The organism is Polaromonas sp. P1_H6 (assembly GCF_056405195.1).
The window spans coordinates 48,797-60,998 of record NZ_JBFUCN010000013.1 but is presented as its reverse complement, the minus strand read 5'-3'; the positions used below and the strand labels follow the sequence as shown (position 1 = coordinate 60,998).

General features: G+C 59.3%; 12 protein-coding genes and 1 tRNA gene. 10 read left to right on the top strand and 3 right to left on the bottom strand.

The window, feature by feature from the left end:
* Positions 1–24: 24 nt before the first annotated feature.
* Together AC1D1F_RS13710 and AC1D1F_RS13705 are read left to right on the top strand one after the other, a co-directional pair.
* Positions 25–1,011 carry a YheT family hydrolase gene (locus AC1D1F_RS13710; protein ID WP_477678784.1) on the top strand — a complete coding sequence of 329 codons (987 nt, stop codon included), beginning with the start codon at positions 25–27 and terminating at the stop codon, positions 1,009–1,011.
* 28 nt (positions 1,012–1,039) lie between these two features.
* Positions 1,040–1,624 (top strand): DUF2946 family protein, encoded by a 585-nt coding sequence (locus AC1D1F_RS13705; protein WP_477696795.1) that lies wholly within the window; start codon positions 1,040–1,042, stop codon positions 1,622–1,624.
* Between the two features lie 64 nt (positions 1,625–1,688).
* Here AC1D1F_RS13705 and AC1D1F_RS13700 read toward each other — a convergent pair whose 3' ends face one another.
* Complete coding sequence (locus AC1D1F_RS13700; RefSeq protein WP_477696794.1) at positions 1,689–2,555, bottom strand: c-type cytochrome; 867 nt, start codon at positions 2,553–2,555, stop codon at positions 1,689–1,691.
* A 232-nt stretch (positions 2,556–2,787) separates the two neighbouring features.
* Between AC1D1F_RS13700 and AC1D1F_RS13695 the strand changes: the two genes are divergently transcribed.
* The 5 genes from AC1D1F_RS13695 (at position 2,788) to AC1D1F_RS13675 (ending at position 7,111) form a co-directional block, all read left to right on the top strand.
* Positions 2,788–2,863 (top strand) — tRNA-Arg (locus AC1D1F_RS13695).
* A 113-nt stretch (positions 2,864–2,976) separates the two neighbouring features.
* On the top strand, positions 2,977–4,701 hold the full coding sequence (locus AC1D1F_RS13690; RefSeq protein ID WP_477700753.1) for a DUF6538 domain-containing protein: 1,725 nt from the start codon (positions 2,977–2,979) through the stop codon (positions 4,699–4,701).
* Between the two features lie 9 nt (positions 4,702–4,710).
* Positions 4,711–5,187: a very short patch repair endonuclease gene (locus AC1D1F_RS13685; protein ID WP_477678604.1), complete on the top strand. Its 477-nt coding sequence runs from the start codon at positions 4,711–4,713 to the stop codon at positions 5,185–5,187.
* A 41-nt stretch (positions 5,188–5,228) separates the two neighbouring features.
* A complete protein-coding gene (locus AC1D1F_RS13680) occupies positions 5,229–6,371 on the top strand; it encodes a DNA cytosine methyltransferase (RefSeq protein ID WP_477678603.1) in 1,143 nt (380 codons plus the stop codon).
* A complete protein-coding gene (locus tag AC1D1F_RS13675; RefSeq protein ID WP_477678602.1) occupies positions 6,368–7,111 on the top strand; it encodes a GIY-YIG nuclease family protein in 744 nt (247 codons plus the stop codon). The genes AC1D1F_RS13680 and AC1D1F_RS13675 overlap by 4 nt, the downstream gene beginning before the upstream one ends.
* A gap of 170 nt (positions 7,112–7,281) precedes the next feature.
* On the opposite strand, the gene AC1D1F_RS13670 is transcribed toward AC1D1F_RS13675, so the two are convergent.
* On the bottom strand, positions 7,282–8,106 hold the full coding sequence (locus AC1D1F_RS13670; RefSeq protein WP_477697457.1) for an abortive infection family protein: 825 nt from the start codon (positions 8,104–8,106) through the stop codon (positions 7,282–7,284).
* 132 nt (positions 8,107–8,238) lie between these two features.
* On the opposite strand from AC1D1F_RS13670, the gene AC1D1F_RS13665 reads away from it, so the two are divergent.
* The 3 genes from AC1D1F_RS13665 to AC1D1F_RS13655 all read left to right on the top strand — a co-directional run bounded on the left by AC1D1F_RS13665 (position 8,239) and on the right by AC1D1F_RS13655 (position 11,310).
* On the top strand, positions 8,239–8,826 hold the full coding sequence (locus tag AC1D1F_RS13665) for a recombinase family protein (RefSeq protein WP_477677046.1): 588 nt from the start codon (positions 8,239–8,241) through the stop codon (positions 8,824–8,826).
* 46 nt (positions 8,827–8,872) lie between these two features.
* Positions 8,873–9,760, top strand: a complete 888-nt coding sequence (locus tag AC1D1F_RS13660; protein WP_477677047.1) for a helix-turn-helix transcriptional regulator — start codon at positions 8,873–8,875, stop codon at positions 9,758–9,760.
* Between the two features lie 626 nt (positions 9,761–10,386).
* Complete coding sequence (locus tag AC1D1F_RS13655) at positions 10,387–11,310, top strand: toll/interleukin-1 receptor domain-containing protein (RefSeq protein ID WP_477697456.1); 924 nt, start codon at positions 10,387–10,389, stop codon at positions 11,308–11,310.
* A gap of 328 nt (positions 11,311–11,638) precedes the next feature.
* Here the strand turns inward: AC1D1F_RS13655 and AC1D1F_RS13650 are convergent, their stop codons facing one another.
* Complete coding sequence (locus tag AC1D1F_RS13650; RefSeq protein ID WP_477677049.1) at positions 11,639–12,172, bottom strand: hypothetical protein; 534 nt, start codon at positions 12,170–12,172, stop codon at positions 11,639–11,641.
* Positions 12,173–12,202: the final 30 nt, after the last annotated feature.

Genomic DNA, 12,202 nt, shown 5'->3' with positions numbered 1-12,202 from the left:
CCCGGCCTTCGCGTGGAACCCGCCATGAACTATGCCGCGCCCTGGTGGCTCCCGGGTGGCAACCTGCAAACCATCTGGGCCGCCTTGCGCTCGCGCCGCTTCCTGGGCCCGCAGCCGCTGTTTCGCCGTGAGCGGTGGACGACGCCCGATGAAGATTTCGTTGACGTCGATTGGCTGGTCACCGGCGATTCGGCTGATGACGCAAGCTCCGCGCAAAAGCCCTTGCTCGTGGTGTTCCACGGCCTTGAAGGCTCTTCCGCCAGCCATTACGCCGAAGCGCTTGCCGATGCTGCGCGCGAACGCGGCTGGGCCTGCGCGATTCCGCACTTCCGCGGCTGTTCGGGTGAGCTCAACCTCGCGCCGCGCGCCTACCATTCGGGCGATTTCGCCGAGATCGACTGGATACTGCGGCGCTTCGTGGGCCGGCGCACCGGGCCGGTGATGGCCGTCGGCATTTCCCTGGGCGGCAACGCGCTGATGCGCTGGGCCGGCGAGATGGGCGCCGAGGCCCGGCAGGTCGTGGCCGGCATCGCCTCCGTGTGCTCGCCACTGGACCTTGCCGCCAGCGGCTGGGCCATCGGCCGGGGTTTCAACCGCCAGGTCTACACCCGCATGTTCCTCAAGACCATGGTGCCCAAGGCCTTGCTGAAGCTCGAGCAGCACCCCGGGCTGTTCGACCGCGACCGGCTGCTGGCCGCGCGCGACCTCTACGCTTTCGACAACGTCTTCACCGCACCCGTCCACGGCTTCAAGGACGCCGACGACTACTGGTCGCGCGCGTCGGCCAAGCCGCACCTGCACCGGATCGCCGTGCCCGCACTGGCCTTGAACGCGCTCAACGATCCCTTTGTGCCGGCGTCCAGCCTGCCCCAGGCCGCGGAAACCGGCCCGCATGTCACGCTGTGGCAGCCGGCCCAGGGCGGCCATGTGGGCTTTCCCTCCGCGCCGTTTCCGGGCCACGTGCGCGCCATGCCCGACGCGGTCACGGGTTTCCTCGCGGCGCAGCTATAAGAAAAGCATCGCGGCGCAAAATACACCCATGGACGACATAGTTCGGCAAGCGATCGCCAAGTGGCCCAACGTTCCCGACTGCTACGGCTGGCTCGGGCTGGACGCGCGCGGCAACTGGTATATGCGCGACGACAGGGCCCAGGCCGCCGGCCCTTTCAGCGGTGTGCCCGGCGCCGATCCCGCGCGCAACCAGGCCGCCAAGGGTTCGCTGCTCAAGCACGACAAGCTGATCGACTTCATCCAGCGAAACTACGAGAGCGACGCCGCCGGCCGCTGGTTCTTCCAGAACGGCCCGCAGCGCGTGTATGTGGAACTCGAAGCCACGCCGCTGGTCTGGCGCGTCGGCCCGGCGCCCACGTTCGCGGTCGCCGCGCACACCGGCGCGCCCGCGCGCATCCAGCGCTGCATCGTCGATGAGGTGGGCCGTGTTTACCTCGAAACCGACCTTGGCTTCGGCCTGGTCCACACCCAGGACATGACGCATGCCGCCGACGCGGTGGAGCAGGGCCTGTGGGTGCCCGAGGAATATCCCGCCCGTGATTTGCCGGGGCGCTTTGGGTATGTGCGCAGCCCGCAGGCCCTGAACGAAAAGCAGCAGCCCGCCGCCGTTTGACATGTGCAGGGGGCAACAAAAAAGCCGGTCAACGACCGGCTTTTTTTGTGGAGGAGGCAGGCGCTTATTTGGCGGCGTTGACCATGTACTGCACCACAGCCTTGATCTCGCTGTCGGGGGCAGCGGAGCCGCCCTTGGGAGGCATTGCGCCCTTGCCCTTGATGGCGCTGGCGGTCAGTGCATCGACGCCGGCGGCCACACGCGGGGCCCAGGCGGCCTTGTCGCCCAGTTTGGGAGCGTTGGCCACACCAGCCACGTGGCAGGCGGCGCACACCTGGCCGTACAGCGCGGGGACGGCGCCAGCGGCGGTAGCCGGCGCTGCAGCAGGTGCGGCGCCCTTGTTGGCGGCGGCCAGGGCAGCTACGACGTCTGCCGGTGGGGCGGCGGCCGTCGCAGCGGCGGCCGGAGCCGATGCCGCGGCGGCAGGTGCTGCGGGCTCGGCGAACTTGCCGCCGGCGGCTGCCGTCATATAGACCACGGCACGGCCGACTTCGACATCTTCAAAGTCGCCGCCGCCTTGGGCGCCCATCGCGCCCTTGCCCTTGAGGGCCGAGTGCCAGAGGGCATCGAAGCCGGTCTTGATGCGTGGGGCCCAGGCGCCCGCGTCGCCGAACTTCGGTGCGCCGGCGGCGCCCGTGCCGTGGCAGGTCACGCACTGGGCTTTATAGACTTCTTCGCCGGATTTGAGGGGGCGGTTCGCATCGCGGATTTCAACCGAACCGATTTTCTGGATGCGCTGGGCGACGGCCTTGGCATCTTCGTCGGCGCCGGCGGCAGGCTTGTTGGCCGAGGCCACGTAATAAACCAGGCCGATGATGGCGAAAACGGGGACGACAAAAGAGAAAAAAACCGCTGCCAGCAGTTGCTGGGGCGTCTTGATCGGGCCAGTGTGGGCTTCTTCGTGGGCCGTGGTGTGGTCGTTTGCGCTCATGGCGTCCTCAAAAAACTAAAAATCGGGGGCTATCGCGTATTGGTGGGGCGCGCCTGTGCAGCGCTTGCTCAGCAACCTCACATTATAACTGGGGCCTTGCGGGGCCAAGAGGGCGCCGCGGCCGGCTGGTAGAATCGGGCACGTTGCGCGGCGTGAACCGCTTGCGCAATGCAAATCGCCCTGATTCCGCGCCTCCCGGCCGCGAATTCCGGCGCAAACCGTTTCCAGCGTTGCGGCTGTAGCTCAGTGGATAGAGTATTGGCCTCCGAAGCCAAGGGTCGTGGGTTCGATCCCCGCCAGCCGCACCACAACTCCCGGGAATCCAGCAATTGCGCGGGTTCCAAGCGAATAGGACCTTCTCAAGGATTGCACTGTTCCACAGACCTGTTCCACATCGGGTCAAAATCGGAGTGTGCAAAACGTGAAGAAACCCCCTCATACCGAACGCCGTGGAGGCCAGTGGTGGTATCGCCGCCGTGTCCCAGAATTGCTTGTCCCGATAGTGGGTCGTGGTGAGTTCCGCGAATCGCTTAGAACCTCGGACATGGAGGTGGCTCGAACCAGAGCCGCCTACCGCGATGCTGAAGTGGCCGCCGAGTTCGAGAAGGCCAAGGCCATCCTCAGCAAGCAAACCGTCGCGCCCCTCCAGCTTGAAGACCTCACACCGGACGAGCAAAGCTATGTTCGAGAGCGGATTCGCGCTCATATCTTGGAGGAGGATGACGCAGTGCGAATGGCACGCCCCGACGATGACTCCCGAGAAGCTTACGAAGGTATCCGGGCGGACCAATTTAGCGACTCCATCGACGGCCTCAAGTCGGGGAGAGTGGTAGTTGGGCCATATGAGAGGCAGCGGATGGCAAAGTTGCTGGAGGATGTCGGGCTGTCCATCGCACCGGGCTCTCCTGCGTGGGAAGTAGCGGCATACAAGGCCACAGAGGGCCTGTACCAAGCCCTGAAGGACATCAGCCGGCGCATTGGAGACGACTTCGTTCCAACGCCTCCACGCCCTGTTGCCCCTGTGCGCCTTACCTCTAGCATCGCAGCTGAGCCGCGTGCGGAAGCAAAAGCCGTAACCCTGGGAGAGGTCATTGAACACTACCTCAAAGGGCTAGCTGCCAATGACTTTCAGCGCAAGGTGCGAAGGTGCCTCCAACTCTTTGGAGAGGTGCTCGGGCGCGACTTAAAGGTCAGTGAGTTACGTCAAAAATCTGTTACCGAGTTCATGCGCGACATCTGTCGTTTACCTGCTGCGTGGGCGCGGAGGTTCGACGGTGGCGAGTCCATTGCTGCAATGCTCGCTGAAGAAACCGAGAAGGGGATGAGCCCCACGACATACGAGAGTAACTACAGGGGGCCGCTGGGCACTTTCCTCAGGGATGCCGCCCGGAACTTTGGCGATGACGGGTTTCGGCCACTCACAGTTGATGGCATCAGGTATATGGGTAAGAGGCTTCCCGAAGAAGACCAGCAGCGAGCATTGACAGATGTTGAGCTGAAGGTTCTGTTTGAGGGCGAAGCGTTCGTTCAGGTGGCGCAGGATCCAAAGCAGGAGCCGCTCTACTGGTTACTGGTAGCGATGCTCTTTACTGGGGCACGTCCCCGCGAGCTGTGCCAATTGAATCCGCAGTTTGACTTTGGCAAGGTGGGCGGGCATTGGTATATCGACTTAGACGAGAAGAGCGCAGCGGGCGTTGGCGTCAAGAAATCCATCAAGACAGGAGAGGCGCGGCGGGTACCGTTACATGCAGAGCTTGTCCGCCTGGGGTTCCCCTCCTATCTCCAGCGCGTAAAGGCGGCGGGCTGTGACCGCATGTTTCCGACATGGCGAGTAAAGGGCGGAAACCCCTTCACGGCACACTATGGGCTCATCGCGGGGCTCTTGAGAACCGTGGGACTTTATACCCGCACCGCCCCGCCTGGGGAGCAAGTCACTGGTGCCTATACGTTACGCAAGACTTTCGTCACCCAATGCCGTAACCAGGGGGTAGTGTCCAAGGAAATCACCGGACATAGCGACGGTACAACAACTGCGATTCAAGACCGCCACTACGTCTTCGGCCCCGAGCCCTTTACCAAGAAAATGGTGGAACTCCAGAAACTAGCAATGCCCGTTAATGTCCCCATGCCGCGTCACCTCACGTAGCAATTAGCCATGGCTCACCAGCAATCGTCAAGTGACGGCAGGATCAAACCCAACCCTGCGCCCGCACTTGTAGCGCCTGACGCAACACGGTCACGGACTATGCGCTCCGTCCGTGCAACTGGTAATGCCAGTACCGAGTTGAAGATGGTCGCATTGCTACGGAAGGCTGGTTTGAGCGGCTGGCGTCGCCATCTGGCCCTTCCAGGTAAACCCGACTTTGCATGGCCCGCATCCCGTGTGGCGCTTTTTGTTGACGGATGCTTTTGGCACGGTTGCCCGCATTGCGCCAAGACGATGCCAAAAGCGAACGCTGAGTATTGGGTCAGAAAGGTTGCCCGTAACGCGGCCCGTGACCGCCGTGTGACTCGCCAACTTCGCAAGGAAGGCTGGTCAGTGTTGCGGGTTTGGGAGCACTCCTTCCGCGAGCCGCAGCGGATTGTAAAAAGACTAGCTCTTACCCTTAGACGCCGCGAGGACGGCTGTTGAGACCTGTACAAACAACCAGTCGGAGCCCTACAATCCCTTCCATGCAAAACAAGCGCACCTTTTACGAGTTTTTTGCCGGTGGCGGAATGGCTCGTGCCGGCCTCGGGGAAGGCTGGGATTGCCTTCTAGCGAATGACATCAGCCCCATGAAAGCTGCGGCGTATGCCGAAAATTATGGTGCGGACCATCTTCGCGTTGGCGATATTTATGATTTAAATGCGGCGGGGCTTCCCGGTCAACCGGACCTGGCATGGGGCTCCTTCCCCTGCCAAGACCTCTCACTTGCCGGCGCTGGTGCGGGGCTTGTGGGGGACCGCTCGGGCTGTTTCTGGGGGTTCTGGAAACTGATCCAAGGGTTGAACAAGAGCGGACGCAAGCCGCCGCTTGTCGTTCTGGAGAATGTGTACGGAGCGCTGACGAGTCATGATGGAGCAGACTTCGAGGCCATCATCAAGGCTATCGTCGGCGAGGGCTATATGGCCGGCGTAGTAGTGGTTGACGCAGTCCATTTCGTGCCTCAATCGCGGCCTCGAGTGTTCATTTTGGGTGTGGACAAAAGCTACCGCTTGCCGGAAAGCATGGTTGGTGCGGGTCCTACGCCTGCTTGGCATCCCGAGGCGCTCATTAGGGCGCACAACAGGCTCGCCCCTAAGTTTAAAAAGGACTGGGTATGGCTTAACCCGCCGGCACCACAGCTGCGGCTAAAGACGTTAGACGACATCATCGAGAGAGAGCCGAAAGGGGTCACCTGGCACACGTCAGCCGAGACCAAGCGCTTACTTGAGATGATGGCTCCATTACACCGCGAGAAGGTACTCAAGGCTCAGGCGTTAGGTGGCCTGACGGTAGGCACAATCTATCGCCGAACACGCCTGGGTGTGCAACGTGCCGAGGTGAGATTTGACGGTATCGCAGGATGCTTGCGGACGCCCTCCGGAGGCTCTAGTCGCCAGACAATCATTGTGGTCGAAGGCCCTCGTATCCGTACACGCCTGCTGTCGCCGCGCGAGGCTGCGAGATTGATGGGACTGGACGACTCTTACAAGTTGCCGCCGCGATACAACGACGCTTATCACGTAGCGGGCGACGGCGTGGTCGTGCCTGTAGTTGCGCACATCGGTCGCACAGTGCTTGAACCTATCCTTGCTGCAAACTCTGTAGTGAACCGCCGGAAAGCGGCATGAGCGCGAAACCTCCCAAGGGAACCAAGGGAGGAGCGCTCGTGTCGAAGGACAATACCGTTGCCCTGCCATTTGAGGTTGCAGAGCAAATACAAGCCCTCACCGAGTTTCTTCGCCAGCCCTACACAGTCGGCGACTCAGACATGCCGCTTGGCAACGTTCAATGGGGCGTGTACGCTTTTTTTGACTATGACGAAGAGCCGATCTACGTAGGGCAGACTCGCGAGAGCCTGAGTAGTCGCATCGGACGGCACCTGACAGGACGGCGGAGCGATGCCGTCGCTAAAAACATCCTTGACCCCTTTGAAGTGTGCACAGTGCGGGTCTATCCGATGCCAAGTCTTCAGGGCCGCGGCGCTAAAGACGTCGAGGCTAAGGAAACTATAGACGCCCTTGAGCACAACGTGTTTCAGGAGCTGCTGACAAAGTCCAGGTTTGGGGCGGTGCTAAACGAGAAGCCACCTCCGGCACCAAAACGAGCGGTTGATATCCCGCCGTATCTTGAGCGCAGGATTGCTACCGACAAGATTATTGAGTTACGCGACCACCCAGACATCCGCATCGCCCGCAGGGCACAGACCCTCGCCGCCTTAGCGACGGGCATCAGTGAGCGGCGTGTCAGTAGCGGTATTCGGAACACTCTGCTCACCCAAGCAAAGCGGTTGCAGTGGCTAGCCGAGCGTCGTGCGCAGGTTGCACCCGATGGGCCCGACGAGGTCGAAGATGAAGACCCCAAGGACTGATACTCGGGGGTCGCGCGAATCAATGTTGTGGCTTGGAAGACCCGGCAAAATTTGCCGAAAAAATGTCAGAGGTCTTTCCAGAAACCCGCAATGACAACTTCCCCCTTAGGGGGCTTCGAGTTGCCCCCTGGAATCACGGGAGTCGAACTAGTAAGAGCGTTGCCGTTTGTTCAAGCCGTACGGGTGCCGTTCTTCTTATTGTCCCAACTCTCTAATATGAACAGCGCGGCCGTGTGAGCTGCGTGGACCGCGAGGCGGGAATGTCGGGGCTGTAGGCGGTATGACTTTGGACCGCTACCGTGGGCGCTACTGGCATGTGTCCTGAAGGCACCGAGACCGTCAACGATTTGAATTAGACCTACCAGAACAACCTTAAGGTCATCGTCTGCGACTTGGCCTGGGTCAAATCCGAGGTCCTTGCGCACTACATTCCACAGTTCCTTTAGGACCTGCTTAGATGGCAGGTCCAACCCTTCCGCCTCAATGTAGTGTTTGCACAGCGATTCCAAAATGTTCGCTGCCGCCGAGACTGCCTCACGTGGTTCGCTCTCGGCCTTTTGAGCCGCCCGCTCGAACTCTTGGGTAATAGCTGCTTCGTCCCTGTCCTTGATAAACCCCGCAAGGGTTTGAGTGGGCGCAGCAAGCCCGCCAGAAACCAAGCCGCCAGCGCGGTAGCGCAGCCCTGCCGTTGCTAGTGTTGCGTTCATCTTCTTGCGGAAAGCGGACACCGTATCGAAGTTGTAATTCCAAGGCTGGACCTCGGTGTCCATGTACGCCTCAATAACCTTCCCGAATACTGCAAGTGGGTCCTTGATTGCGGGGGATGTGTTGGTGGCTCGTAGCCACGCCAAGGCCTTCACAAGTTTGCTGCCTTCGGGTATCTCCTCTGGGCACCCCGCGTATAGGAACAGGCTTTCAAGGGACGCATGAGTCTCCTTGCTGTTCACGTAGTCAGCAGCCACCGCGAGAGCTGCTTGCGGGATTAGTTTTCTCATATCGCATGGTAACGGGTGACCGAAAACGACCGGTTCCGGACCCCCTTTGGATTGATGTACGAAACTAAGGCTTGACTTATTTCGTACACATGAGATGATTCGTACCTCCATTTCGTACACCAAGGTCCTCTCATGTCCCGCACCTTCGCATACCTTCGCGTCAGCACTTCTGACCAGACCACTGACAACCAACTCGGTGAGATAACCGCCAGTGGCTTCACCGTAGACCCCCGGCGGGTCATCAAGGAGACCATCTCGGGTTCCGTACCGGCCAAGGAGCGACCCGCCTTCGGGGCGCTGGTGGGCAAGCTGGAGGATGGCGACATCCTCGTGGTCACCAAGTTGGATCGCTTGGGCCGCAACGCGATGGACGTGCGGGCGACGGTGGAGGGACTCGCCGGGATGGGCGTTCGCGTCCATTGCCTTGCCCTGGGCGGTATGGACTTGGGGAGCCCTGCGGGGAAGATGACGATGGGGGTCATCGCAGCGGTCGCCGAGTTCGAACGGGACCTACTTATCGAGCGCACCCAAGCTGGCCTCGTGCGAGCGAAGGCCGAGGGGAAAGTTGTCGGTCGCCCCGCCACCTTCTCACCGAGAGAGCTTAGCGAGGTCCGAGCAAGGCTTGCCCAAGGTGAAGCAGTGGCGGCGCTTGCACGGGAGTACAAGACCACCCGGCAGACCATCATGCGGGCCCGCTCGCTGGAGCCCACCACCGCTTGAAAAGTTGATATACTCACATTTCGAGTAACAAATCCGAAAAATGAGTATGAATAATTTTCTACGCGAGCGCCGTCTCTTGCTCGGGGTATTGCAATCAGAGTTGGCGGAGCAAATGGGGGTCTCGCAACAGACTATCGCACGCTGGGAGACTACTGGTCAAATCCCTGCCAAATACCTAAAAGACCTCGCGGTCAGTATGGGAGCGCAGGTGGAGTATTTCCTGCCTCAAGACGGCACATCAGAGATGACTCAGCGCCTTGGCAAGGGAACCTCAATGGAGGAAAACGAGTCGCTTCCCTTCGGCGATGTCTGCATCCATTTTGTTGGGGCACCCGAAAGCGATGCCCGCTATTACCCTGTGACGCACGGCACCATGCAACGCATTGAGCAGGAGTTGGGGGATGCAGGGTGCGGCTTCGTCAAATCTGCCCCGTGGTTCCAATTCGAGGCCCTGAACAACAAGTGGGTGGCGATCAACTCTGCCCAAGTTGAGCGCGTGACCTTCATTGATGACAACGTGGAAGCCATGACCAGCTACGAACACGAGGAGGTCTACAAAGCGGCACGACAGTTGTGGGACCGCATGCCGTCTGCCAAGGAGGTCAGTGCGGAGGACTACCCTTATTCCAAGAAACTCGTTGAGAAGGTTGCCAAGTTGATGAAGCCCGGAGAGCACGAGTCGCTGCTGGAACTTGAGGGGGTTACGTGCGAGTTCACCTCCGGCGCGTGTGTACGCCACATCCTGAGCAAGGACGCAGCTGGATCACTGGTGTTCTTGTTCGACGCGGTGGAGCCGCACGACATATTGCCCGGCACCTATCTGAGCTTGAGCTTCCCCGATCAGGGCAGGTTCGAGAACCTTCGGCTTGGAAGTCTTCGGATGATCGAGGCCCCCCTGCAAGCCCTCAATGAGGCCACCCAGGCGGCAATATGACTCGCCCAAGTAGATATGCCGGTGAGTCCTTGCGCCATTCCCTGCCGCACCGTGCGAACGTGCATACGCTGTCCGTGGTTCAGCCTGGGGCGTGGCCAAGCATATTCTTCTGGGAGTAGGCGATCAGCCGTCTTGAACGCGTTAAATCGCTAATGAAATCAAAGACTTTGGCCGGTTTTTACGGTCTAAATGTGATCTAAACCCTCCCCCTAGCCCCCAGCCCCCGGCAGGGGAAGTAAGGTACCTATAGGTAACCTTGTAGTCACCTAATAGGTAGCTAGTAGGCGGTCTTATGACGCTAAAGTTTCCACTGAGGTATCGCCTGCGTAGTACTCAGTGAGAAAGACACTCTCGACTTAACTATACGACTCCCAGACATGGAGTGGTTATGTCTTGGAGCATCTGTTCATTTTCTGAATAAAACGTTTATTCCGCCTAGTATGCGAAGTCAAAACCGCAACCAGAGGACGACCGATAGCTACGAGACCATTCAGCTAGCCCAACAGCTCACAGCGCCGGTGGGCTCGGGTGGCCTCCAAAGCACTACGGGTGGCCGAGAGGGCAAAAGGGCTATCGAGCAACTATCATGCGAAATCCACTGTACTTAACTCACTCGGTAACTGACTATGGGAATTCTGAAAGGTTTTTATAACCTACTGATGTCAGGCAATGAGCAGGCTTGGACAGGTACTTCTTGGGTCATGGAATACGCGCGTATGTTCGAGTACACGCATGCGCACATCAAAAAGCAATTCGAGGCGCTAGATGATCAAGCGCTGCAGGCACTGTTGGGTTTGCCGACACTCTTTGCTTATGAGAGGTATGTGGATGCACCGGCCTATGTGGGCCGAATCACCGCCATCGACCGGCGACAAAGTGCGTTCGCTTTCACCTTCGCTTTTGATGCAAGTGTCGCGCCCATCCCGCATGCGACTTTCATGAAACTATTGCCGGAGCTTGATATCGATCAGAAGTGGGAGGTAAATCGCAGCCACTGGGCCGTGAAGAACGTTGACCTTGCGCACGTATTGCACAGTGCGGGATTGATGGCTACCGGCGCACTGGAAGCGTTGCAGCGTCCTCCTCGCGTGTTCATTTCTTATTCTTGGGATTCCCCGGAGCACAGGGCATGGGTGACTCAGCTAGCCGTTGCGCTCAGGCAAGGCGGTATCGAAGTGACTCTCGACCAGTGGCATGTGCGACTTGGCGAGGACTTGGCCAATTTTATGGCGAGGAGTGTCCGAGAAAGTGACCGTGTTTTGATGGTTTGTACCGAAACATATGTAGCGAAGGCGCAGCAGCGACAAGGCGGCGTGGGCTACGAGCAGATGTTGGTGACCGCGCAGATGATGAGGGAAGTTGGCACCGCGAAATTCATTCCCATCATTCGACAGATGAATTACCCACGCCAGCTACCAGATGAACTCGCGGCGCGAATGTATATTGATCTATCGGATGGGCCAGAGCACGGTGAAAATCTTAAGCGCCTCGTGCGGGAGCTACATGACGTCAATATCCCTCTGCCACCCCTGGGACAGCGGCCATTTTGAGGGCTGAAGGACCGATCAGGCCGAGCCATGTGTGAGCATGTCGGGAACTGCCATCTCGGGTATACGTTCTTGATGCGTCGGGCCTTCATGGTATCTGGAGAACCCAATTCAGGGATTGCCTGGTGACCATACCCGGATAAAGACCGAGCATCACCCCATGAGCAATTCGTAAAAGGTCGGATGGGCAGCAGAGATAGGGTGGTGGTCGTGAGGGGCCTCATTTTTTCTTGGAGGACTTTGCTAAGCCGTCTCCCGATTGCACCGTAAGCAGAGCGTGGCCTAAACATCATCTACGTCATATGGAGTCCGTCTTGATCCCCGCGTTATCTCACAGCGGAACCACGACCCACTTGTATGCTTCCCCGTGAATTGCTTGGTACTGGTGCCGAAAAACCCTCTCTGCTCCAAAGTCGGCAAGTCGCAGCATCGCTTGTGCGCCCCCTACGGCGGCAAAGTCGAAGGGCGAGCCGTCCAGTTGCCGAAGATCAGCGGTAACTCCAGCAACCGCGTACTGGCGGCGATGGTGATTTCGACGGATTTCCCAAACAGGCTCCGCAATGTCGTGGGCGAATGCGTTTCTCACTTGGTACACCAGCGCCACCCATTCATCGACCTCCGTTTGGATGGGATCGGGCAAGGGTAGTCCAGCCTCAATTCGGCACCGATCAAGGGTGATGGCCGCCGCTCCGAAGGTGATACGAACATTACATTCGACAAAACCTTGCAGGTCTCCATTGGGGTCAAATGCGCTTGCAGGGCGTAGGTAGTCCAAAGCCACATCATCGAGGGTGCCCTGTTCGACACGATTTAAAAGCTCTAGGGCAAACTCAAGTTGTCTTATGGCTATTGGCAGGTATTTCACAGGAACTCCCGATTCTGCGACTGTTCCACA